The 21,381-nt window shown below is 76.0% G+C and carries 22 protein-coding genes; 11 read left to right on the top strand and 11 right to left on the bottom strand.

Features of this window, described 5'->3' with window-relative positions:
• Positions 1–810 (bottom strand): DUF2804 domain-containing protein (locus tag PSR1_RS11455; protein ID WP_059437706.1); only part of this gene is annotated, 810 nt, incomplete at its 3' end.
• A gap of 92 nt (positions 811–902) precedes the next feature.
• The gene (gene lpxC, locus PSR1_RS11450; RefSeq protein WP_059437705.1) at positions 903–1,829 is read right to left on the bottom strand and encodes a UDP-3-O-acyl-N-acetylglucosamine deacetylase; all 927 of its coding nucleotides are present in this window, start codon (positions 1,827–1,829) and stop codon (positions 903–905) included.
• A gap of 287 nt (positions 1,830–2,116) precedes the next feature.
• Between lpxC and PSR1_RS11445 the strand changes: the two genes are divergently transcribed.
• Positions 2,117–2,857 (top strand): rhomboid family intramembrane serine protease, encoded by a 741-nt coding sequence (locus PSR1_RS11445; RefSeq protein WP_059437704.1) that lies wholly within the window; start codon positions 2,117–2,119, stop codon positions 2,855–2,857.
• 15 nt (positions 2,858–2,872) lie between these two features.
• Here the strand turns inward: PSR1_RS11445 and ruvB are convergent, their stop codons facing one another.
• The 5 genes from ruvB to PSR1_RS11420 all read right to left on the bottom strand — a co-directional run bounded on the left by ruvB (position 2,873) and on the right by PSR1_RS11420 (position 8,395).
• Positions 2,873–3,901, bottom strand: coding sequence for a Holliday junction branch migration DNA helicase RuvB (ruvB, locus tag PSR1_RS11440; protein WP_059437703.1), 1,029 nt, complete (start codon positions 3,899–3,901; stop codon positions 2,873–2,875).
• A gap of 9 nt (positions 3,902–3,910) precedes the next feature.
• Complete coding sequence (gene ruvA, locus PSR1_RS11435) at positions 3,911–4,504, bottom strand: Holliday junction branch migration protein RuvA (RefSeq protein WP_059437702.1); 594 nt, start codon at positions 4,502–4,504, stop codon at positions 3,911–3,913.
• Positions 4,501–5,058 carry a crossover junction endodeoxyribonuclease RuvC gene (gene ruvC, locus PSR1_RS11430; RefSeq protein WP_011420009.1) on the bottom strand — a complete coding sequence of 186 codons (558 nt, stop codon included), beginning with the start codon at positions 5,056–5,058 and terminating at the stop codon, positions 4,501–4,503. The genes ruvA and ruvC overlap by 4 nt, the downstream gene beginning before the upstream one ends.
• Before the next feature lie 61 nt (positions 5,059–5,119).
• Entirely contained in the window at positions 5,120–6,364 is a 1,245-nt protein-coding gene (locus PSR1_RS11425) for an MFS transporter (protein ID WP_059437701.1), read from the bottom strand.
• A gap of 18 nt (positions 6,365–6,382) precedes the next feature.
• Positions 6,383–8,395: a potassium transporter Kup gene (locus PSR1_RS11420; protein WP_059437700.1), complete on the bottom strand. Its 2,013-nt coding sequence runs from the start codon at positions 8,393–8,395 to the stop codon at positions 6,383–6,385.
• A 231-nt stretch (positions 8,396–8,626) separates the two neighbouring features.
• On the opposite strand from PSR1_RS11420, the gene PSR1_RS11415 reads away from it, so the two are divergent.
• The 8 genes from PSR1_RS11415 (at position 8,627) to PSR1_RS11380 (ending at position 17,393) form a co-directional block, all read left to right on the top strand.
• Positions 8,627–10,021 (top strand): MATE family efflux transporter, encoded by a 1,395-nt coding sequence (locus PSR1_RS11415; protein WP_059437699.1) that lies wholly within the window; start codon positions 8,627–8,629, stop codon positions 10,019–10,021.
• A 56-nt stretch (positions 10,022–10,077) separates the two neighbouring features.
• Entirely contained in the window at positions 10,078–10,515 is a 438-nt protein-coding gene (locus PSR1_RS11410; protein ID WP_059437698.1) for an archease, read from the top strand.
• Between the two features lie 19 nt (positions 10,516–10,534).
• Complete coding sequence (locus tag PSR1_RS11405; protein ID WP_059437697.1) at positions 10,535–11,998, top strand: RtcB family protein; 1,464 nt, start codon at positions 10,535–10,537, stop codon at positions 11,996–11,998.
• 60 nt (positions 11,999–12,058) lie between these two features.
• Positions 12,059–12,298 (top strand): hypothetical protein, encoded by a 240-nt coding sequence (locus PSR1_RS11400; protein WP_059437696.1) that lies wholly within the window; start codon positions 12,059–12,061, stop codon positions 12,296–12,298.
• Positions 12,299–12,373: 75 nt separating this feature from the next.
• Positions 12,374–12,751, top strand: coding sequence for a VOC family protein (locus PSR1_RS11395; RefSeq protein ID WP_059437695.1), 378 nt, complete (start codon positions 12,374–12,376; stop codon positions 12,749–12,751).
• Between the two features lie 60 nt (positions 12,752–12,811).
• Entirely contained in the window at positions 12,812–14,968 is a 2,157-nt protein-coding gene (locus tag PSR1_RS11390) for a thioredoxin domain-containing protein (RefSeq protein ID WP_059437694.1), read from the top strand.
• Between the two features lie 68 nt (positions 14,969–15,036).
• On the top strand, positions 15,037–16,122 hold the full coding sequence (locus PSR1_RS11385; RefSeq protein ID WP_059437693.1) for a low specificity L-threonine aldolase: 1,086 nt from the start codon (positions 15,037–15,039) through the stop codon (positions 16,120–16,122).
• A 101-nt stretch (positions 16,123–16,223) separates the two neighbouring features.
• Positions 16,224–17,393: an NAD(P)/FAD-dependent oxidoreductase gene (locus PSR1_RS11380; protein WP_059437692.1), complete on the top strand. Its 1,170-nt coding sequence runs from the start codon at positions 16,224–16,226 to the stop codon at positions 17,391–17,393.
• Positions 17,394–17,411: 18 nt separating this feature from the next.
• Here PSR1_RS11380 and PSR1_RS11375 read toward each other — a convergent pair whose 3' ends face one another.
• The 3 genes from PSR1_RS11375 to PSR1_RS11365 all read right to left on the bottom strand — a co-directional run bounded on the left by PSR1_RS11375 (position 17,412) and on the right by PSR1_RS11365 (position 20,658).
• Positions 17,412–18,428 carry a cytochrome d ubiquinol oxidase subunit II gene (locus PSR1_RS11375; RefSeq protein ID WP_059437691.1) on the bottom strand — a complete coding sequence of 339 codons (1,017 nt, stop codon included), beginning with the start codon at positions 18,426–18,428 and terminating at the stop codon, positions 17,412–17,414.
• On the bottom strand, positions 18,425–19,774 hold the full coding sequence (locus PSR1_RS11370; RefSeq protein ID WP_059437690.1) for a cytochrome ubiquinol oxidase subunit I: 1,350 nt from the start codon (positions 19,772–19,774) through the stop codon (positions 18,425–18,427). Before PSR1_RS11370 ends, PSR1_RS11375 begins: the two co-directional genes overlap by 4 nt.
• 110 nt (positions 19,775–19,884) lie before the next feature.
• Complete coding sequence (locus tag PSR1_RS11365) at positions 19,885–20,658, bottom strand: glycerophosphodiester phosphodiesterase family protein (protein WP_059437689.1); 774 nt, start codon at positions 20,656–20,658, stop codon at positions 19,885–19,887.
• Positions 20,659–20,785: 127 nt separating this feature from the next.
• Here PSR1_RS11365 and PSR1_RS11360 point away from each other — a divergent pair, with 127 nt between their 5' ends.
• Positions 20,786–20,938, top strand: coding sequence for a twin-arginine translocase TatA/TatE family subunit (locus PSR1_RS11360; protein WP_041453816.1), 153 nt, complete (start codon positions 20,786–20,788; stop codon positions 20,936–20,938).
• 17 nt (positions 20,939–20,955) lie between these two features.
• Here the strand turns inward: PSR1_RS11360 and PSR1_RS24545 are convergent, their stop codons facing one another.
• Positions 20,956–21,156, bottom strand: coding sequence for a hypothetical protein (locus PSR1_RS24545; RefSeq protein ID WP_237757924.1), 201 nt, complete (start codon positions 21,154–21,156; stop codon positions 20,956–20,958).
• Between PSR1_RS24545 and PSR1_RS24540 the strand changes: the two genes are divergently transcribed.
• On the top strand, positions 21,131–21,381 hold a 251-nt coding region (locus tag PSR1_RS24540; protein WP_237757923.1), incomplete at its 3' end, for a hypothetical protein. The genes PSR1_RS24545 and PSR1_RS24540 overlap by 26 nt on opposite strands.

The raw sequence follows: 21,381 nt of genomic DNA, 5'->3' as shown, positions 1-21,381 counted from the left end.
CGCCGGGTCGAACGCGAACGCGACCGCGGGCAGCGCGTGCGGCCCGCCGGCGGCGAGCAGCGCGTTCTCGGCGGCGTCGCCGGGCGGGAGGCCGAAGCCGGCGCACAGGTTGAACCCCACCGGCGCGCCGTCGGCCGCGCGCCCGGTCGCGAAGGCCCAGCGCCAGTCGGTGCGGCGGGCGAGCAGCCCGGCGGTGAAGTCCGCGCCGCCGGAGCCGCCGTCGAGCGGCAGCGTCCGGCCGCCCAGGCGCACCGCGCCGCGCGCCGCCAGCCCCGCCCGCTTCTCGGTGAGCCGCGGCCCGGCGCCGGGCACCGGCGCGATCACGGTGAGCGGGGCGGGGGCGCCGGCGGCGTCGAGCGAGAGGTCCAGCGCGAGCCCGCCGCGGCCGGCCCCCTCGACCCGGAGCGCGCCGGGCGCGCCCGAGATCCGGAGCTCCAGGCCGCCGCCGCGCCAGCTCGCGCCGCCCCACGGCCGCTCGTCCACCCGCGCGTTCACCCCGGGCAGGCCCGAGCCGCGCCGCTCCGCCAGCATCCGCCCGGCGGCCCGGTCCAGCGCCCACAGGAACGCGCCGGCGAACCACCCGGCCTCGACCACCGCCAGCCCGAGCGCGGCCCGTTCGCCCGCCGCGAACACGTAGACCCACCGCTTCGCGCGCGCGAGGTGCGCGACCGAGCCGGCGAGGCCGGGGCGCGCGAGCGGCCGGAGCGCCGCGGAGGCGACGGTGCCGCGGAACGCGCCGAGGCACGGCGCGCCGGCGGCGTCGAGGATCGCGGGCGGCGCGGCGGGCAGCGGGCGGGGGACGAGGTCCACCCCGGAAGCGTACCGCCCGGCGCTGCGCGGTGGCGCGGCCCGGGCGGAAGCACCCCAACGCGTGCGCGCGGGGCGGGCGACGAGGGCGGCGGCTAGGCCGCGGAGCCCTCGTGGATCGCGAGGGCCGGCACCTTGGCGCGGAGCGCCGGCGCGTCGGCCTCGCCGGTCACCCGGACCACGCGGTGCGCGGCGGGGTCGGCGAGCACCTTCTTCACGAGCGCCTGGTTCATGGCGTGGCCGCTCTTCACCGCCACGAGCGCGCCCACCACCGGCATCCCGAACAGCGCCAGGTCGCCGATCGCGTCGAGGACCTTGTGCCGCGCGAACTCGTCCGGGAAGCGGAGCCCCTCGGGGTTCAGGATCGAGAACTCGTCCACCACGATGGCGTTCTCGAGGCTGCCGCCCTTGGCCAGCCCCATCGCCTGCATCCTCTCGATGTCGCGGCGGAAGCAGAACGTGCGGGCGCGGGCCACCTCGCGCTCGAAGGCGCGCTCGCCCAGCTTCACCTGGAACGACTGGTCGGTGATGAGCGGGTGGCCGAAGTCGGCCGTGAAGGAGACCGAGAAGCCGTCGGCGGGCTCGAGGCGCGCCAGCTTGTCGCCGTCGCGGATCTCGACCGGCTGGTCCACGACCAGGTAGCGCTTGCCGGCGGGCAGCACCTTCACGCCGGCCTCCTGCACCAGGCAGGTGAAGGGCGCGGCGGAGCCGTCGAGGATGGGGATCTCCGGGCCGTCCACCTCGACGCGGCAGGCGTCGATGCCCATGCCGTGCAGCGCGGCCATGACGTGCTCGACCGTGGCCACGCGGGCGCCGCCGCGGCCGAGGGAGGTCGAGAGCATCGTGTCCACCACGTGCTCGTTGCGCGCGGGGATCTCCACGCCGAGGTCCATGCGGACGAAGGTGATGCCGGCGTCGGCCGGGGCGGGCGCGAGCGTCAGGGTGGCGGGCCGGCCGGAGTGGAGGCCCACCCCCGTGCAGGAGACCCGCTTCGCGACCGTTCGCTGATTCCAGGAAGCCATGTCCAAGTCCGTTCTGGGCGCGTCGCCCGGGCGGCCCCCTTCCGAGCAATCGACGTGCCAATCAACCCGATTTCCGGGCACTTCATGGGGCGGCGGCACCGCCGCTAACCCCTCGTTCCTACCGAGCCTTTTCGCCGCACCCTCCCGCGGCCGGGTCAGGCCGCTCCGCGAGGGTGTCGGAACCCCGTCCTCCGAGCGACACCGGCACGACACGGATGTCAGAGCGGACGATCGGGTCACCGGGTGGGCGGGCGGCCTTATAGCATTGCCGGCCGAGGCGAGCCCACGTGATCCCGCTCAGCGACGACGTCCCCACCGAACGCACACCGGCGGTCACCCTGCTCTTCATCGCGGCGAACGTGCTCGCGTTCCTGTGGCAGGTGGACGTGCTCGCGCTGCCCGACGCGCTCGCCTCGGGTCGCCTCATGGAGTACCTGGCCGGGCGCCTGGGCGACACCGCGCTCCGCGGCGGCGTGGTGCCGTTCGAGATCCTGACGTTCTCCGACGTCTACCCGCGCGACCTCGTGCCCCCGCCGCTCACCGTCTTCACCGCCATGTTCCTGCACGGCGGCCTGGTCCACGTCGGCTCCAACATGCTGTTCCTCTGGATCTTCGGGAACAACGTCGAGGACGCGCTGGGGCGCGGGCGCTTCGTGCTCTTCTACCTCGCCTGCGGCGTCGTCGCGGCGGTGGTCCAGGTGGTCGCCTCGGCGGCCACCGGCGATCTCGAGGTCCCGATGGTCGGCGCCAGCGGCGCCATCGCCGGCGTGCTGGCCGCCTACATGGTGCTGTTCCCGCGCGCCCGGGTGACCACGCTGGTCGTCATCGTGATCTTCATCCGCATCATCCCGGTGCCGGCCGCCTTCTTCATCGGCCTGTGGTTCCTGCTGCAGGTCCTCTCCATCTTCTTCGGCGGCAACACCGGGGTGGCGCTGTTCGCGCACGTGGGCGGCTTCGTGGCGGGGTGGCTGCTGGTGCGGCTGCTCGGGCGGCGCCCGACGTGGCGCGCGCGCCGGGTGAGCTGGTAGGCCGCGCGGCCGCGGTCAGACCAGCGAGCCCTGCTTGCCGCCGGGGCGGTCGCGCCCGAGGTGCGCGTACGCGGCGGGCAGCGCCACCCGGCCGCGCGGCGTGCGCGCCAGGTAGCCCTCGCGCACCAGGAACGGCTCGTACACGTCCTCGAGCGTGCCCGACTCCTCGCCCACCGCGGCGGCCACCGCGTCGATGCCCACCGGCCCGCCGCCGAACGTGTCGATCACCGCCGCCAGGATGCGGCGGTCCATGGCGTCGAGCCCGCGGGCGTCAACCTCCAGCCGGCGCAGCGTGCGGTCCACCACCTCGCGCGTGAGCCGCCCGTCCCCCTCCACCTGCGCGAAGTCGCGGGCGCGCTGCAGCAGCCGGATGGCGATGCGCGGCGTCCCGCGGGCGCGGCGCGCCAGCTCCTCCGCGCCCTCCTCGTCCACCGGCAGCCCCAGCTTGCGCGCGGCCCGCACCGCGATCTCCTTCAGCTCGGCCGGGCCGTAGTACTCGAGCCGCTCCTGGATCGGGAAGCGGTCGCGCAGCGGGCTCGCCAGCAGGCCGGTGCGCGTGGTGGCGCCGACCAGCGTGAAGCGCTCCAGCTTCATCTCCATGGTCTGGGCGCCGAGGCCGGCGCCGAGCACCACGTCGAAGCGGTAGTCCTCCATGGCCGGGTAGAGCGCCTCCTCGACCGCGGGCGAGAGCCGGTGGATCTCGTCGATGAAGAGGATGTCGCGCGGGGCGAGCGCGGTGAGCAGGCCGGCCAGGTCGCCCTTCTTCACCAGCGCCGGGCCGCTCGTCACGTGCAGCGTGACGCCCAGCTCACGCGCCAGGATGTGGGCGAGCGAGGTCTTGCCCAGGCCGGGCGGGCCGGAGAGCAGCACGTGGTCGAGCGACTCGCCGCGCTGGCGGGCCGCGGCGGCGTACACCTTCACGTTCTCGACGATCTTCACCTGGCCGACGTAGTCGTCGAAGGTGGCGGGGCGGAGCGACTGCTCCAGGCGCTCCTCGCCCTCCAAAGGCTTCGGGGTGACCTCGCGGAGCGGCTTCACGGTCATGGTCGCTCCCTACCCGCGCAGCAGCTTCAGCGCCTCGCGCAGGAGCTCGTCCAGCGCCCGTCCCTCGGCCGAGTCGCGCAGCGCCTCCGCCACGCCCTCGGCCTGCGGCGGCCGGTAGCCCAGGTTGAGCAGGGCGGTCCGGAGCTGGTCGAGGACGTCCGCCCCCGCGCCGGCGCGGGCGGGCCCGGCGGCGCGCGCCAGCGCCACCAGCTTGTCCTTCAGCTCCACCACCAGCCGCTCGGCGGTCTTCTTCCCGATGCCCTGGACCTTGGTGAGCCGGGCCACGTCGCCCTGCGCCACCGCCTGCGCCAGCTCGCGCGCCTCGATGCCGGAGAGGATGTTCTGCGCCGCCCGCGGGCCCACCCCCTTCACGTCGATGAGGGCGCGGAACACCGCCTCCTCGTCCTCGGTGGCGAAGCCGTACAGGTCGAGCGCGTCCTCGCGGACGTGGGTGTAGACGCGGAGCGCGGCCGGCTCGCCCGGCGGCGGGAGCGAGGCCAGCGAGAGCTGCGACAGGTGCACGAGGTAGCCCACCCCGCCCACGTCCACGATGGCGTGGTCGTCGCGCTTCTCGGCGATCCGCCCGGCCAGGCGCGCGATCACGGCGTCCCCCGGTGATCGCGCCGCGAGGGGCGGAGCCGGGCCGCGGCCGCCCGGGCCGCCGCGGCGCGGCCGGCGCCGGCCGCGGGGACCGCGAAGGCGCGCCGGGCCAGGTGGCACACGGCGATGGCGAGCGCGTCGGCCTCGTCGGAGAGGCCGGGCGCCGCGCCGAGGAGCATGCGGGCGGTGCGGAGCATCTGGTCCTTGCCGGCGCGCCCGTTGCCGGTGAAGGCGAGCTTCACCTCGGACGGCGCGTACTCGAAGACGGGGAGCCCGGCCCGCGCGGCGGCGGCGAGCGCGACGCCGCGCGCCTGCCCGAGCACCAGCGCCGAGCGCGGCGAGGCGCCGGAGAAGACCGCCTCGACCGACGCCTCCGCGGGCCGGGCCCGGGCGATGAGCGCGTCGAGGCCGTCGAGGATGCGCCCGAGCCGCTGGGCCATGGGCAGATCGCCCGGGACGAGCACCCCGGACTCGACCACCGTCAGCCGGGCCCCCTCCCGCGCGACGACCCCGTAGCCGCAGCGGCGGGAGCCGGGGTCGATGCCGAGGACGATCACGCGAGGCACCGTAGCACAGCCTGAACCGGCGTCCAGCGCCGGGCGCGCGGGCCGCTCCGGGTCAGCTCGCGACCGGCGGGAACATCGTCGGGTGCTCGGCGAGCACCACCTTGCGCAGCCGCGGCAGCGCGAGGTGGAACGCGACGCTGGCGGCGAGCACGACCAGGGCCGAGACGCCGAGCGTCCGCGGCACGCCGGCCCGGTGGGCCACGAACCCGGCCGCCAGCGAGCCGAACGGCGTCACGCCCATGAACAGCATCGAGAACAGGCCCATCACCCGCCCGCGCATCTCCGGCGGCGCGAGCCCCTGGAGCAGCGTCATGGTGCCGGCGGTCTGGGTGACGAAGCCGAAGCCGGTGACGAGCAGCGCGGCCGCGCTGAGCGCCGGGTGGCGCGACAGCGACAGGCCGAGCACGCCCAGGCCGAGCAGCGTCGTCCCGAGCGCCACGATCCGCCCCAGCCCGCGCAGGCTGCGGCGCACCAGCAGCCGGACCGCGCCGGCCAGCGCGCCGACGCCGGCCGCGGCGAGGAGCGCGCCGTACAGCGAGGCGCCGCCGTGCAGCACGTCGGCGGCGATGGCGGGCAGCAGCGTCTGGTACGGCATGGCGAAGAAGCTCGAGACCGTGAGGAGCGCGAGCAGCGCGCGCACGTGCGCGGTCTGGCCGGCGTAGGCGATGCCCTCGAGCAGGTGGGCGCGGTGCCCGAGCGAGGGCGGCGGCTGCGGCGGCGGCCGCATCACCCAGAGCGCGTAGTAGGTCCCGAGGAACGACAGCGCGTTCAGGCCGAAGCACACCCCCTCGCCCAGCGCCGCCACCAGCACGCCGGCCAGCGCCGGGCCGACGGCGCGCGCGGCGTTCACGATCGACGAGTTGAGCGCGATCGCGTTGGGCATGTCCTTGCCGGCGATGTCGGCGAGCAGCGCCTGCCGGGCCGGGATCTCGAACGCGTAGGTGAGCCCCAGCATGGCGGCGAGCACCATCACGTGCCAGGGCTGCACCGCGCCGGCCAGCGTGAGCGCCGCGAGCAGCACCGACTGCACGATGGCGTTGCTCTGGGTGAGCAGCACCATCCGCCGGCGCGGGTACCGGTCGGCGAGCGAGCCCGCCCAGACGCTGAACAGGAACACCGGCACCTGGCCGAGGAAGTTGACCAGGCCGAGCATCTGGGACGAGCGGGTGAGCCGCCACACCAGCCAGGCCTGGGCGACGGACTGCATCCAGTTGCCGGCCAGCGACACGGTCTGGCCGGCGAAGAACAGCCGCAGGTCGCGCTGGCGGAGCGAGCGGAGGGCGTTCGGCCAGCGCATGCGGCTCGACCCCCGGCGCTACAGCTGGATCTGCGCGCCCATCTCCACCACGCGGTTCGGCGGCAGGCCGAAGAACGCGCTCGCGGTCTGCGCGTTGCGGGCCATCACGATGAACAGCCGCTTGCGCCAGGTCGGGATGTTCGACGGACCGTTCGGGAGCAGCGTCTCGCGCCCGAGGAAGTAGGTCGTCTCCATGGGGACGATGGTGAGGCGGGGCCCGGCCAGCTCGCGGCGGGGGAGCGAGTCGAGCAGGGCCGGCACGTCCGGCGTCTCCATGAACCCGTAGTGCGCGATCACCTGGTAGAAGCCGCTGCCCAGCTCGCGCGCGTTCACGCGCTCCGCCTCGGCCACGAACGGGATCTCGTGCGCCAGGATCGACACCAGGATCACGCGCTCGTGCAGCACCTTGTTGTGCTTCAGGTGGTGCAGCAGCACCGGCGGGACGCCGCCGGGGTTCGAGGTCATGAACACCGCGGTCCCGGCCACGCGCTGGACCCTGCGGCGCGCCACGTCGGCCATGAACAGGTCGAGCGGGAGCCCGGCGTCCTTCAGCATGAGCGCCAGCGCGTCGCGGCCGCGCTTCCAGGTGGACATGAGCGTGAACACCAGCGCCGCGGCGGCGATCGGGAACCAGCCGCCGTCGCGGAACTTGACCACGTTCGCGAGGAAGAACGACGCGTCCACCGTGAGGAACAGCACCGTGAGCGGCCAGGCCTTCCAGCGCGCCCAGCCCCAGCGGTCGCGCATCACCCGGTGGAACAGGAGCGTGGTGACGATCATCGTCCCGGTGACCGCGATGCCGTACGCGGAGGCGAGGCGGGAGGAGGTCTGGAACCCGAGCACCAGCGCGACGCAGGCGGTCCCCAGCATCCAGTTCACCTCGGGCAGGTAGATCTGGCCGATCTCGCGCTGCGAGGTGTGGCGGATGGTGACACGCGGCGAGTAGCCGAGCTGGATGGCCTGCTGGGTGAGCGAGTACGCGCCGGAGATGAGGGCCTGCGAGGCGACGATCGCCGCCGCGGTGGCGATGGCGATGGTGGGGTAGAGCGCCCACTCCGGCGCGAGCAGGTAGAACGGGTTGCGGGCGGCGCCGGGGTCGTGGAGCAGCAGCGCGCCCTGCCCCAGGTAGTTGACGAGCAGCGCCGGCATGGCGAAGCCCAGCCAGGCCACGCGGATGGGGCGCTTCCCGAAGTGACCCATGTCCGCGTAGAGCGCCTCGCCGCCGGTGATGACGAGCACCACCCCGCCCAGCACCAGGAACCCGTGCCAGCCGTTCCGCGCGAAGAACGACAGCCCGTGCGTCGGCAGGAGCGCGCGCAGGATGCTCGGGTCGTGGAGGATGCCGCGCACGCCCAGCACCGCGATGGTCGCGAACCACACCAGCATGACCGGGCCGAACACCGCGCCGACCTTGGCCGTGCCCTGCTTCTGGAACAGGAACAGGAACACCAGGATCACCACGGTGGCGGGCACCACCACCCGCTCCATGGCCGGCGCCGCGACCGCGACGCCCTCCACCGCGCCCAGCACCGAGATCGCCGGGGTGATGATGCCGTCGCCGTAGAGCAGCGCGGCGCCGAACAGGCCCAGCATGAGCAGCACCCGCCGGCCGAGGCGCGTGGTCTCGGTCTTCCCCACCAGCGCCATGAGCGCGAGGATCCCGCCCTCCCCGCGGTTGTCCGCGCGCATGACGAACGACATGTACTTGAACGTCACCACGAACGTCATCGCCCAGAACACCAGCGAGAGGACGCCGAGCACGTTCGCGTCGGTCGGGTGGACGCCGTGCGGCCCGCCGAAGCACTCCTTCAGCGAGTACAGCGGGCTCGTCCCGATGTCCCCGTAGACGACCCCGAGCGCGCCGACGGCGAGCGCCGCGAGCGCCTTGCCGGTCGGGGGCGGCCGGTGCTCGGGCAGCGAGAAGCCGGCCGTGGGCGAAGGGGCCGGCGTGGCGCTGGGGCCGGCCGGGGCGCCGGACGTGGGCACGGCGCCGGCTGACGGGGGGTCGTTGGGTGAGGGGATCTGGGACATCCGGAGGAAAGGAGGGCGCGAAGTAAGCAGATCGGAACCCGGCCGTCGAGCCCCAAACCTGCTCGCAGCGCGAACCCTGCAGACGGAGACTGGAATTCGATGCCCCCCGTAACGGGTCACCCGAAAGGCTCGTCCCGCGACGGGCGCGGGCCGTCGCCCGGGGGCCGGCGCGGCGAGCCGGCGGCGGCGCCCGTGCAGCGACCCCGCACCTCGGGTATCTTGCGCGCCCCCATGTCCCCGGCCGTCCCACCGATCCGCGCGGAGCTGCGCGCGCTCCTCCGGCTCGCCCTGCCGCTGTCGCTGGCGCACGGCGGCCAGGCGCTCATGGGCGTGGTGGACGCGGCCATCGTGGGCCGCGCCGGCGCGGTGCCGCTCGCCGGCACCGGGCTCGGCGCCTCGCTGTTCTTCGCGGTCGCGGTGCTCGGCATGGGGATCATGCACGGGCTGGACCCGCTCATCTCGCAGGCGATCGGCGCGGGCGACGAGCGGCGCGCGCGGCACCTGCTCTGGCAGGCGGCGTGGCTCGCGGCGATCCTGGCGGCCGCGTTCACGATCCCCATCGCCCTCATCCCGGCGGCGCTGGTGCCGCTCGGCATCGCGCCGGACGTGGCGGCGCAGGCCGGGCCGTACATCTGGTGGCGGCTCCCGGGGCTGTTCTTCTTCCTCTACTACTTCGGCGCGCGCGCCTACCTGCAGGCGCACGGGCTGGGCCGGCCCATGGTCGTGGCCACGGTGGGCGCGAACCTGCTGAACGTCCCCGCCGACCTGCTGCTCGTGTTCGGCGGCGCGTCCCTGCCGGCGTGGACCGGGCCGCTCCGGCTGGTGCCGCCGCTCGGGGCGGCCGGCGCCGCCATCGCCACCAGCCTCTGCATCGCGCTGCAGGCGCTCGTGCTGGTCCGCGCGACGCGGGCGGTGTCGCTCGGCGGCCCCCGGCCGGCCGGGCTGGCGCGCCCGGACCGCGCCGCGCTCGCCACCGCGGTCCGGGTGGGCGGGCCGGTCGGGCTGCACATGTTCGCCGAGGTCGGCTTCTTCTCGCTGGTGAGCTTCCTCGCCGGCCGCCTCGGCGCCGAGGCGCTCGGCGCGCACCAGATCGCGCTCTCGGTGGCGAGCCTCACCTTCACCATGGCGGTCGGCCTCGGCGACGCGGGCAGCGTGCGGGTGGGGCTCGCGGTGGGCGCGCACGAGCGCGCCGGCGCCCGCCGGGCGGGGCTGTGCGCGTTCGCGGGCGGCGCGTCGATCATGCTCGTGCCCGCGCTCGCCTTCACGTTCGCGCCCGGCGTCATCGGGCGGATCATGACCGACGACCCGGGCGTGCTCGCGCTGGCGGTCCCGCTGCTGCGCGTCGCGGCGATCTTCCAGCTCTCGGACGGCCTGCAGGCGGTGGGCGCGGGCGTCCTGCGCGGCGCCGGCGAGACCCGCTTCACCTTCCTCGCCAACCTCGCGGGGCACTGGCTGATCGGCCTGCCGGCGACGCTGCTGCTCGGGTTCACCCTCGGTCACGGGGTGGTCGGGCTGTGGGGCGGCTTCTGCTTCGGCCTCACCGCGGTCGCCATCGCGCTCCTCGGGCGCTTCCTGCGGGTCTCCTCCCGCGGCATCGTGCCGCTCGCCGAGCGCGCCGCCGCGTAGCGGCGCACCCGCCGTCCCGCCCGCCCCGGGGCGCGCGCGTTGCTATCCTCGGGGCGATGCGGCTCGCCCTGCCCCAGCCGTACGAGGACCTCGGCCACGTCGCCGACGTGGGCGTGCGCGTGCGCGGCGCCACCGCGGAGGAGGCGCTCGCGCGGCTGGCGCTCGCCCTCGGCGCGCTGCTCGCCGGCGGCGGCCCGGCGCCGGTCGAGGGCGAGGAGGAGCGGCTCGCGGTGCGCGGCGGGCCCGGGCTGGCCGGCACCGCGGTGGCGCTCCTGCGCGAGCTGCTCTGGCGCTTCGTCTCCGCCCGCCGCATCCCGGCGGCCGTCGAGGTCACCGCCTGCAGCGAGGCCGGGGCCGAGGCGGTGGTCGGCTTCGCGCGCTGGGACCCGGCGCTGCACGCCGAGGGCGCGGACGTGAAGGCGGTCACCTGGCACGCGGCGCGGCTCGAGCCGGAGGGCGGCGGCTGGGTGGCGCAGGCGGTGCTGGACATCTGATCCGGCGCGGGGGGACGCGATGACGGCGCACCAGGGCGGGCACGTGCCGCTGCGGCGGATCGAGGGGGACCTCTGGGAGATCCCGCGCCACGGCGGGATGAAGGTGCCGGGGCGCGTCTACTCCCCGGGCCCGCCGGCCCCGGACGACCCGGCGCTGCAGCAGGTGGCGAACGTGGCCCACCTGCCCGGGATCCTGCGCTGGTCGCTGGCCATGCCGGACATACACTGGGGGTACGGGTTCCCCATCGGCGGCGTCGCCGCGGTGGACGCGGAGCACGGCGCGGTCTCGCCGGGCGGGGTGGGCTACGACATCAACTGCGGCGTGCGCGTCGTCACCACCGGCCTCGACGCCGAGGAGCTCCGGCCGCGGCTCCACGCGCTCGCGGCCCGGATCTACCGCGACGTCCCCACCGGCGTGGGCGCGAGCGCCGCCATCCCGAGGCTGACGCCGCGGGAGCTGGACGAGGTGCTGGCGCAGGGGGCGCGCTGGGCGGTGGCGCGCGGCTTCCGCGCCGCGGCGGACGACGCCGACCGCTGCGAGGAGGGCGGGCGGCTCGCCGGCGCGGATCCCGCCGCGGTGAGCGCGCGGGCCCGCGAGCGCGGCAGCGACCAGCTCGGCACGCTGGGCAGCGGCAACCACTTCCTCGAGCTGGACCGGGTCGCCCGGATCCACGACGCCGCCGCGGCCGAGGCGTTCGGCCTGTTCCCAGGGCAGCTCGTGGTCCAGATCCACTCCGGCTCGCGCGGCCTCGGCTACCAGGTGTGCGACGAGGCGCTCGCGGAGCTGGCGTCGCGGCTGGCGTCCTACGGCCCGGACTACGCCGCCCTGCCCGACCGGCAGCTCGCCTGCGCCCCGATCGGCAGCCCGGAGGGGCGGCGCTACCTCGCGGCCATGCAGGCGGCGGCGAACTTCGCGTGGGCCAACCGGCAGGTGATGACCGGGCTCGCGGTGCGGGCGCTGCTCGACACGCTCGGCGTCTCCGATCGCGAGCTGGGCGCGCGGCTGCTCTACGACGTCTGCCACAACGTGGCCAAGCTCGAGGCGCACCAGCTGGACGGCGGGGTGCGGCGGGTGCTCGTCCACCGCAAGGGCGCCACCCGCGCGTTCGGCCCCGGCGACGCGCGCGTCCCGGCGCCGTACCGCGAGGTGGGCCAGCCGGTGCTCATCCCCGGGGACATGGGGCGGTACTCCTACGTCCTCGCCGGGACCGACAAGGCCATGCGCGACACGTTCGGCAGCTCGTGCCACGGCGCGGGGCGCCTCCTCTCGCGAGGCGAGGCGCTGCGACGCGCCCGGGGCCGCTCCATCGCGCGGGAGCTGGCCGATCGCGGCATCGAGGTGATCGCGCGGGGGCGCAAGACCCTCGGCGAGGAGATGAGCGAGGCGTACAAGGACGTGGCCCAGGTGGTGGCCGTGATGGACGGGGCGGGCATCTCCCGGCTGGTGGCCCGGCTCGACCCGCTCGCGGTGGTGAAGGGCTGACCCGGGCGCGGGCCCGGGGGCCCGCTGCGCCGGGCCGCGGCGCGTGCCTAGCTTCGGAGCATGGGCGACGCGGCCGATCCGCCCCGGCAACCGCAACCGAGGCTCGAGCTGCTGCGCGGCGGGCGCGCCGGCGCGGAGCCGGCAGGGCCGCCGCGGCTGGGGCGGGACGCGCTGCGCGTCATCCCGGGCGGCCCGGCGGGCGACCTCCAGGCGGCCATCGAGGAGACCGTCCAGGCCGCGCGCCAGATGCGCCGCGAGATCGAGGAGCGGATCGCGCGGGCCCTGGACGAGCTGTTCTGAGCCCCGACGGACCCTCCCGGCGCCTTCCGCCGAGCGCGCGCCCCGCCTAGACCCCTCCGCCGGAGGGAAGCGCGCATGCATCGGAGCCGGCTGGTCGGCATCGTCATCGACTGTCAGGACGGGGACGTGGACCGGGCCGCTGCGTTCTGGAGCGCCGCGCTGGGCAGGCCGCTCCAGCCGCCCGATCCCGGCAGCCCGGGCTACCGCGCGCTGGAGGACGCCGCCGGCGAGCCCGTCGTGCTCGTGCAGCGTGTGGATCACCCGAGCCGCGTCCACCTCGACATCGAGTCGGACGACCTCGAGGCCGAGGTGAAGCGGCTGGAGGCGCTCGGCGCGAAGCGGGTCGGGTTCGTCCACCGGTGGTGGGTGATGGAGGCGCCCACCGGGCAGCGCTTCTGCGTGGTCAACCCGCAGCGCGGGCCGATCGCCGGCAAGGGCCGGGCCTGGCCGTGAGCCAGGCCCCCGCGCCGCGTCGCGCGTGAATCGCGCGCCCGGGCCGGTTAAGCCCCGGGCATGCTCGAGCCCCTCCCCGGCGCCGCCCCGTTCCCCGACGCGCTCGCGCGCCGGCTCGCCGAGGCGGTCGCCGCCGATGCCGCGGCAGGCCACGGGGGCGCCGCGCCGCGCTTCACCAACCGCCTCGCGCTGGAGCGGAGCCCGTACCTCCTCCAGCACGCGCACAACCCGGTGAGCTGGTGGGCCTGGGGCGACGAGGCGTTCGAGGAGGCGCGGCGGACCGGCCGCCCGGTGTTCCTGTCGGTCGGCTACTCCACCTGCCACTGGTGCCACGTGATGGAGCGCGAGTCCTTCGAGGACGAGGAGATCGCGCGCGTCCTGAACGAGCGCTACGTGGCCATCAAGGTGGACCGCGAGGAGCGGCCGGACGTGGACGCGGTCTACATGACGGCGGTCCAGCTCCTCACCGGCTCGGGCGGCTGGCCCATGAGCGTGTGGCTCACGCCCGACCGCGAGCCGTTCTTCGGCGGGACCTACTTCCCGCCCCGCGACGGCGTCCGCGGGCCGGCCCGCGGCGTCCTCTCGATCCTGCACGAGATCGCCGACCTGTGGGCGCGCGACCCGGACCGGATCCGCTCCGCCACCGGCGCGCTCGTCGAGGCGGTGCGCACCGCGCTCGCGCCGGCCGGGCCCGCCGCCGCCGAGGTGCCCGGGCCGGAGCCGATCGAGCACGCGGTGACGCTCCTCGAGCGGAGCTTCGACGAGCGCCACGGCGGCCTGCGCCGCGCGCCCAAGTTCCCCTCCAACGTCCCGGTCCGCCTGCTGCTCCGGCACCACCGGCGCACCGGCGAGGAGCGGTCGCTCCGCATGGCGACCGTCACGCTCGAGCGGATGGCGGCGGGCGGCCTGCACGACCAGGTGGGCGGCGGGTTCCACCGCTACTCGACCGACGCCGAGTGGCTGGTGCCGCACTTCGAGAAGATGCTCTACGACAACGCGCTGCTGGCGGTCGCGTACGCCGAGGCCTGGCAGGTCACCGGCCGCCGCGACTTCGCGCGCGTGACCCGGCAGACGCTGGACTACCTGCTGCGCGAGCTGACCTCGCCCGAGGGCGGCCTGTACTCCGCCACCGACGCGGACTCGGAGGGCGAGGAGGGACGGTTCTTCACCTGGACCGAGGCCGAGCTGCGCGAGGCGCTGGGCGACCGCGCCGAGGCGTTCCTCCGGTTCCACGGGGTGCGCCCGGAGGGGAACTTCGAGGGCCGGAGCGTGCTGCACGTGCCCGCGCCCGACGAGGACGCGTGGGAGGCGTTCGCGCCGGACCGCGCCGCGCTGTACGCGATCCGCGAGCGGCGGCCGCGCCCGCTGCGGGACGAGAAGGTCCTGGCCGGCTGGAACGGCCTGGCCATCTCGGCGCTGGCGCTCGGCGGGCGGGCGCTGGCCGAGCCGCGCTGGGTGGACGCGGCGGCCCGCGCCGCCGACTTCGTGCTGACGCGCATGGTGCAGGGCGGGCGGCTGCAGCGGAGCTGGCTCGCGGGCCGCGCCGGCGTGCCGGCCTACCTGGAGGACCACGCGTTCCTGGTGCAGGGGCTGCTCGACCTGCACGAGGCGAGCTTCGACCCGCGCTGGCTGCGGGCGGCGGTGGAGCTGGCCGAGGCGCAGGACCGGCTGTTCGGCGATCCCGGCGGCGGCGGCTGGTTCCAGTCCGCCACCGATCACGAGCGGCTGCTCGCGCGGGAGAAGCCGACGCACGACGGCGCCGAGCCGTCGGGCGCGTCGGTGGCGGCGCTGAACGCGCTGCGGCTCGAGGCGTTCACCTCCGACCCGCGCTGGCGGCGCGCCGCGGAGGGCGCCCTGCGGCACCACGCGCGCACGCTGGCCGAGCAGCCGCTGGCCATGTCCGAGCTCCTGCTCGCGCTCGACTTCGCCGGCGACGCGGTGCGCGAGGTGGTGCTGGTCTGGCCGGAGGGCGGCGATCCCGGGCCGTTCGTGGACGTGCTGCGCCGGACGTTCCTGCCCAGCCGCGCCCTGACCGGCGCGCCCGAGGGCGAGGGGCTGGCGCGGCTCGGCGCGGTGGCCGCCATCGCCGCCGGCAAGGCCGCCGCCGGCGGGCGCGCCACCGCGTACGTGTGCGAGCGCGGCGCCTGCCGGCTGCCCGCGATCGCGCCGGAGAAGCTGGCCGCCCAGATCGCGCCGGTGCGGCCGTACCGCGCCTGACCGCCGGGCCTCATCCGTTAAAACGGAAGTTCTGGACAGTCGTCCGCGAAAGCGTACAGTCCGCCGCCATGAACCCCGGCACCCCGTCCCGCCCCGCGTCCCCCGCCCCCTCCGGCCCGCTGCGCCACTTCGCCTCCGACAACTACGGCGGCATCTGCCCCGAGGCGTTCGCGGCCATGGCCGAGGCGAACGTGGGCCACTCGCCGGGCTACGGCGACGACCGCTGGACGCAGGAGGCGGCGGACCTCCTGCGCGAGACGTTCGAGACCGACTGCGAGGTGTTCTTCGCGTTCAACGGCACCGCCGCGAACTCGCTCGCGCTGGCGGCGCTCTGCCAGTCCTACCACTCGATCCTGTGCCACGAGACGGCGCACGTCGAGACCGACGAGTGCGGCGCGCCGGAGTTCTTCTCCAACGGCACCAAGGTCCTCACCCTCCCCGGCCCGAACGGCAAGCTCCGGCCGGACGGCATCGACCACATGGTCCGGCGCCGCACCGACATCCACTACCCGAAGCCGCGGGTGGTCTCGGTGACGCTGCCCACCGAGCTGGGCACGCTCTACACCGTGGACGAGCTCCGCGCGATCGGCGAGCGCGCCCGCGCCAACGGCCTGCGCTTCCACATGGACGGCTCGCGCTTCGGCAATGCCGTCGCGGCGCTGGGGGTCGCCCCCAAGGACCTCACCTGGAAGGTGGGCGTGGACGTGCTCTGCTTCGGCGGCACCAAGGCCGGCATGGCGGTGGGCGAGGCGATCGTGTTCTTCGACCGGGCGCTGGCGGCGGACTTCGACTACCGGTGCAAGCAGGCCGGCCAGCTCGCCAGCAAGATGCGCTTCCTGGCGGCGCCGTGGGTGGGCATGCTCCGGGGCGGCGCCTGGCTGCGCCACGCCCGGCACACCAACGCCATGGCCGCGCTGCTGGAGCGGGCGCTCCGCGCCGTCCCGGGCGTGGAGATCCTCCAGCCGGTGCAGGCCAACTCGGTGTTCGCGACGCTGCCGGGCGACGCCGCCGCGCAGCTCCGCGCCAGGGGCTGGCGCTTCTACGACTTCATCGGCTCCGGCGGCGTCCGGCTCATGTGCGCCTGGGACGTGACCCCCGCCGACGTGGAGGCGTTCACCGCCGACCTCCGGCTGGCGGTGGCCGGCCGGCGCTAGCCCCCGGACGCCCCCGGCCCTCCCGTAACGCGCTCCGCGCCGCCGCATCCACTAGAAGTGGCTCGCAGCGGCGCCCGGCGGCGCCGCGCCGGGAGGACGGGATGGCCGGCTTCGACTACGTGATCATCGGTGGCGGGATGGCGGGGCACGCCGCCGCCCAGGGGATCCGGCTCGCGGACGGCGGGGGCTCCATCGCCATCCTCGGCGAGGAGCCGGAGCGGCCGTACGCCCGGCCCCCGCTCTCCAAGGCGCTCTGGCGCGGGCAGGAGGAGGGCTCGATCTGGCTGCCGGAGGTGGACGGGGCCACGCTCCGCGCCGGCGTGCGCGTGACCGCGATCGATCGCGCCGCGCACCGGGTCGAGCTCGAGGGCGGCGAGGCGATCGAGTACCGCAAGCTCCTGCTCGCCACCGGCGGCGCGCCGCGGCGGCTGCCCGGCGCGCCGGACGAGGTGATCCACTTCCGCACGGTGGCGGACTTCCGCCGCCTGCGCGCGCTCCCGGCCGGGCGGCGGGTGGTGGTGATCGGCGGCGGCTTCATCGGCTCGGAGGTGTCGTCGGCGCTCGCCGACGCCGGCTACCGCGTGACGCTCGCGTTCCCGGAGGAGACCATCGGCGCGCGGACCTTCCCGCGCGACCTGGGCCTGCACCTGAACGGCTACTACGCCGAGCACGGGGTGGAGGTGCTGCCGGGCGTGCGGATCTCCGGCGTGGAGCGGCGCGGCGAGGGCTTCGCGGTGCGCACCGGCGCGGGCGAGCTGCGGGCGGACCTGGTGGTGGCGGGGCTGGGGATCGTGCCGAACGACGCGCTGGCGCGCGGCGCCGGGCTGGACGTGGACGACGGGATCGTGGTGGACGCGTCGCTCCGCACCCGCGATCCGGACGTGTTCGCCGCGGGCGACGTGGCGCGCTTCTGGAACCCTGCGCTGGGCCGGCTGGTCCGCGTCGAGCACGAGGACAACGCCAACAAGATGGGCGAGGCGGCCGGGCGCGCCATGGCCGGCGCCGACGTCGTCTACGGCCACCTCCCGTTCTTCTACTCCGACCTGTTCGACCTCGGGTACGAGGCGGTCGGCCTGGTGGACGCGCGGCTCGAGGTCGTGGCCGACTGGCAGGAGCCGTTCCGCCGGGGCGTCGTCTACTACCTCGCCGACGGCCGCGTGCGCGGCGTGATGACCTGGGGCGCGTTCGGCAAGCTGGACGCCGCCCGCGCGCTGGTGGCGGAGCAGGGGCCGCACCGCGCCGCCGACCTGCGCGGCCGGATCCCGGTGTAGCGGCGCCGCCCCGCGGCGTCAGCGCGGGCGGTCGCGGTCGAGGATGGCGAACGGCCGCTCGCCCTTGAAGACGCGGAAGAGCAGGTAGAGCGCCGGGAACAGCAGCACCGCCCCGGCGGCGAGCGCCCAGAGCACCGGCACCTGCGTGGCGCGCGGCGCGCTCGCCGACGCGAGCGTGTGATCCGGCACCACGAGGTACGGGTACTGCGACGCGCCCCAGCCCAGCACGATGAGCGTGACCTGCGCGACCGCCGCGGCGCGGGCCAGGCGCACCTGCCCGCGGTACAGCGCGGCGAACGCGGTGATCGCCGCGGCGCCGGTGGCGAGGTGCAGCGGGATCGACCAGCCGCGCCGGGTCAGGCCGGCGAAGACGAGCGGCGCCTCGCGCCAGGAGAGCGCGGCCGACAGCGCGGCGGTCAGGAACACCGCCACGCCCGCGCCGATGGCGCGGCGCCGGAAGTCCTCGCGCAGCGCGCCCCCGGCCTCGACCGCCAGGTACGCCGCGGCCACGTACGCGAACAGCGCGGCGGCGAACGCGCCCACCGCCAGCGGGAACGGCGCCGCCCAGGCGAACGGCGCCTCGCCGCGCGCGGCCGCGCCCAGGTTCCCGGAGGCGAGCGCGCCGACGATCACGCCGAGGGTGAGCGGCGCCACCACCGATGACCCGGAGAACACGAGGCCCCAGCGCGCCTGCACCCGGTCCTCGGGCGCGTCGTAGGTGCGGAAGGTGAACGCCGCGCCGCGGAGCACGATGCCCACCAGCAGCAGCATGAGCGGCACGAACAGCGCGATGGTGATGGCCGCGAACGCCGGCGGGAAGGCGGTGAACAGCAGCACCACGATCAGGATCAGCCAGACGTGGTTCGCCTCCCAGATCGGCCCGATGGCCTCCTCGATGAGCGCGCGCTGCTCCTTCTTGCGCGGGCCGCCGGCGAGCAGGTCCCAGATGCCGGCGCCGAAGTCCGCCCCGCCGAGCAGCGCGTACAGCACCGCGGCGGCGAGGATCACCCCGCCCAGCAGGTCGGCGGGCGTCATCGCCGCACCTCCGCCGCCGTCCCGGCGCCGGGGCCGAGCGCGACGGCGCGCGGGCTCTTCGCGATCTGGCGCCACAGCAGCGCCACCACCACCACCGCGAGGAACACGTAGAGCACCATGAACCCGATGAACGGGACCGCGAGGTGGGTCACCGGCGTCACCGAGTCGGCGGTGCGCAGCACGCCCCACACCGTGAACGGCTGGCGCCCCCACTCCGTGACCAGCCAGCCCGCCTCGAGCGCCAGGAAGCCGAACGGCGAGGCCGCGACCAGCGCGCGCAGCAGCCAGCGCCCCGGCTCGCGGCCGCGCACCCGGAGCACGGCCCAGGTCGCCGCGAGCAGCGCCATGATCGAGCCGAGCCCGACCATCACCTGGAAGGCGAGGTGGACGAGCAGCGTGTTGGGCCAGCGGTCGCGCGGGAACGCCTCCAGCCCGCGCACCTCCGCGTGCGGGTCGTGGAACGCGAGCAGCGAGAGGCCGTAGGGGATCTCCAGCGCGAAGCGCGTCTCGCGCCGCTCCTCGTCCGGGATGCCGCCGATGCGCAGCGGCGCGCCGCGCTCGGTCCGGAAGTGCCCCTCCAGCGCGGCGAGCTTCACCGGCTGGGTGGTGGCGATCTGCCGGGCGGAGAAGTCGCCCGACACCGGCTGCAGCAGCGCCGCGACCGCGCCCACGCCGAACGCGATGCGGAGCGCGGCGCGGTGGAACGGGTTGTCCCGCTCGCGCAGCAGCATGAACGCGTGGATGCCCGCGACCGCGAAGCCGGTCGCCGCGTAGCACGAGATGAGGACGTGGATGACCTGGTGCTGCCAGCCGGGCGGGAACATGGCGACGAACGGGTCGATGCCGGCGGCGCCGGCCGCCACGCCGCCCGCGCCCAGCTCGAAGCCGGCCGGCACGTTCATCCAGACGTTCGCGAGCGTCACGAAGAACGCGGAGGTGGCGCCGCTCGCCGCGACCACCCACCCGGCGGCGAGGTGCAGGCGCGGCCCGACGCGGCCCCAGCCGTACAGGTAGATGCCGAGGAAGATCGCCTCCGCGAAGAACGCGAAGCCCTCCAGCGAGAACGGCATGCCGATGATGGGCCCGGCGAACTGCATGAACCGCGGCCAGAGCAGCCCCAGCTCGAAGGAGATGACGGTGCCGGAGACGGCCCCCACCGCGAACAGGATGGCGGTGCCCTTGGCCCAGCGGCGCGCCAGCTCGAGGTGCACCTCCGAGCCGGTGCGCCGCCAGCGCCACTCGGCCAGCACCATGAAGAGCGGCATGGCCACGCCGACGGCGGCGAAGACGATGTGGAAGGCGAGGGAGGTGCCGAAGAGCGCGCGGGCTGCGAGGAGGTCGGTCACGGCGGGCGATACTTGCTCACCCGGACGGCCGTGCGCCCGGCCTCCACGGGTGCGGCAGCATGTCGCTTGCGCCCGCCCCGGCGCGGATCCCGCGCGCGTCCGGCGATGCGCTAGCGGCCGGTCAGCGCGCGGACCTGCGCGCGCGTGCGGCCCGGGACGTTGGTGATGAGGGCGGCGGCGCCGAGCGCGGTGAGCCTCGCCACCTCGTCCGGCGCGTCCACCGTCCAGGCGTTCACCGCCAGGCCGCGCGCCCGCCAGGCCTCGGCGCGCGCCGGGGTCACGAGCGCGGCGTCGGGGTGGACGGCGGCGGCGCCCAGCAGCCGCGCGGCGAGCGCGGTGCGCAGGCGCCAGCGGTGCCCCGGCTCGAAGAGCAGCCCCACCGGCACCTCGGGCGCCGCCAGCCGGAACGCGGCCACCAGCCGGTAGTCGAAGGAGGAGGCGATCACCCTCCCCTCCGCCCCGGCGCGCCGCACGTCGCGCGCCACCGCCTCGGCCAGGCGCAGGTCCCGCCCGCGCGACTTCAGCTCCACGTTCACCACCGCGCCGGGGAGCGCCTCCAGCACCTCGGGCAGCGTCGCGATCCGCTCGCCCCGGAACCGCTCGCCCTTCCACGCGCCCACGTCGAGCGCGCGCAGCTCGGCGAGCGGCGTGGCGTCCACCCGGAAGCGCGGGCCCGCCACCCGCCCGGTGTCCTCGTCGTGCACCACCACCACCTCGCCGGTGCGGCAGCGCCACACGTCCAGCTCCACCCCGTCGGCGCCCTGCGCCAGGGCCAGGCGGAAGGCGGCGAGCGTGTTCTCGGGCGCGTCGGCGCTCGCGCCGCGGTGGCCGAGCACCAGCGGGCGGCCGGCCGCGCGCGGGGCCCTGCGGTTCGGGGTGGGCATGCCGGGGTCGGGCTCCTGCGCCCCGTCGCCGCCGGGCGCCTTGCCGCCTGGCGCCCGGAGGGTCGCGCGACTATCCTAGCGCGCCGCCCGCCACGGGATCGCCGCGGCGCGCGCACGGAACCCCGGGATGACCGAGCTCCTCATCGTCGCCTTCGTCGCGCTGCTCGTCTTCGGCGCCACCCGGATCCCGGCGCTGGGCGACGCGCTGGGCCGGGCCGTGCGCGGGTTCCGGGGGGCCGTGCGCGGCGACCGCGGCCCGGGTGAGCCGCCGCGGCCCTGACCGCGGCGCCGGCGCGCTCACCCGGCGCGCCCCGCCACGAGCCGCGCGGCCACGGCGCGCACCAGCGGGTGCAGCGCGCCGTCGCGGGCCACCTCCGCCAGCTCGGCGCCGGGCAGCACCGCCAGCAGCTTCAGCGCCAGCTCCGTCTCGGCGTACGGGTTGCGCACCACCGCGAGCGCCACCGCGGTCCGCGTGCGCCAGCGCGGCGACTCGACCACGCACCGCAGCGTCTCGGGGCGGCACGGGGCGCCGGGCCGCGATCCGCACCACGAACGGCTCGGTGAGCTGCGGGTTGCGGAGCAGCTCGCGGACCACCGTCGGCTCGCCCTCCGCCGCGAGCCGCGCCAGCAGGTCCGGATCGCGGTGCGCGCGCGCCAGCGCCTTCTTGTGGCCGAGCGTGAGGTGCGCCAGGCGCGCGTCGGCCTTGTCGCGCGGCGGCCGCC

This window comes from Anaeromyxobacter sp. PSR-1, assembly GCF_000964525.1.
GTDB lineage: Bacteria > Myxococcota > Myxococcia > Myxococcales > Anaeromyxobacteraceae > Anaeromyxobacter.
Note: the sequence above shows the minus strand (reverse complement) of the source record. Positions and strands in the feature narration are given on the sequence as shown.

Excerpts from the sequence above, each read along its gene's own strand:
- PSR1_RS11395 (WP_059437695.1), top strand. The coding sequence starts at position 12,374 with ATGCATCGGAGCCGGCTGGTCGGCATCGTCATCGACTGTCAGGACGGG.
- PSR1_RS11410 (WP_059437698.1), top strand. The coding sequence starts at position 10,078 with ATGCGGCTCGCCCTGCCCCAGCCGTACGAGGACCTCGGCCACGTCGCC.
- lpxC (WP_059437705.1), bottom strand. The coding sequence starts at position 1,829 with ATGGCTTCCTGGAATCAGCGAACGGTCGCGAAGCGGGTCTCCTGCACG.
- PSR1_RS11360 (WP_041453816.1), top strand. The coding sequence starts at position 20,786 with ATGACCGAGCTCCTCATCGTCGCCTTCGTCGCGCTGCTCGTCTTCGGC.
- PSR1_RS11420 (WP_059437700.1), bottom strand. The coding sequence starts at position 8,395 with ATGTCCCAGATCCCCTCACCCAACGACCCCCCGTCAGCCGGCGCCGTG.
- PSR1_RS11425 (WP_059437701.1), bottom strand. The coding sequence starts at position 6,364 with ATGCGCTGGCCGAACGCCCTCCGCTCGCTCCGCCAGCGCGACCTGCGG.
- PSR1_RS11380 (WP_059437692.1), top strand. The coding sequence starts at position 16,224 with ATGGCCGGCTTCGACTACGTGATCATCGGTGGCGGGATGGCGGGGCAC.
- PSR1_RS11385 (WP_059437693.1), top strand. The coding sequence starts at position 15,037 with ATGAACCCCGGCACCCCGTCCCGCCCCGCGTCCCCCGCCCCCTCCGGC.
- PSR1_RS11415 (WP_059437699.1), top strand. The coding sequence starts at position 8,627 with ATGTCCCCGGCCGTCCCACCGATCCGCGCGGAGCTGCGCGCGCTCCTC.
- PSR1_RS11400 (WP_059437696.1), top strand. The coding sequence starts at position 12,059 with ATGGGCGACGCGGCCGATCCGCCCCGGCAACCGCAACCGAGGCTCGAG.
- PSR1_RS11390 (WP_059437694.1), top strand. The coding sequence starts at position 12,812 with ATGCTCGAGCCCCTCCCCGGCGCCGCCCCGTTCCCCGACGCGCTCGCG.
- ruvB (WP_059437703.1), bottom strand. The coding sequence starts at position 3,901 with ATGACCGTGAAGCCGCTCCGCGAGGTCACCCCGAAGCCTTTGGAGGGC.
- PSR1_RS11375 (WP_059437691.1), bottom strand. The coding sequence starts at position 18,428 with ATGACGCCCGCCGACCTGCTGGGCGGGGTGATCCTCGCCGCCGCGGTG.
- PSR1_RS11405 (WP_059437697.1), top strand. The coding sequence starts at position 10,535 with ATGACGGCGCACCAGGGCGGGCACGTGCCGCTGCGGCGGATCGAGGGG.
- PSR1_RS11365 (WP_059437689.1), bottom strand. The coding sequence starts at position 20,658 with ATGCCCACCCCGAACCGCAGGGCCCCGCGCGCGGCCGGCCGCCCGCTG.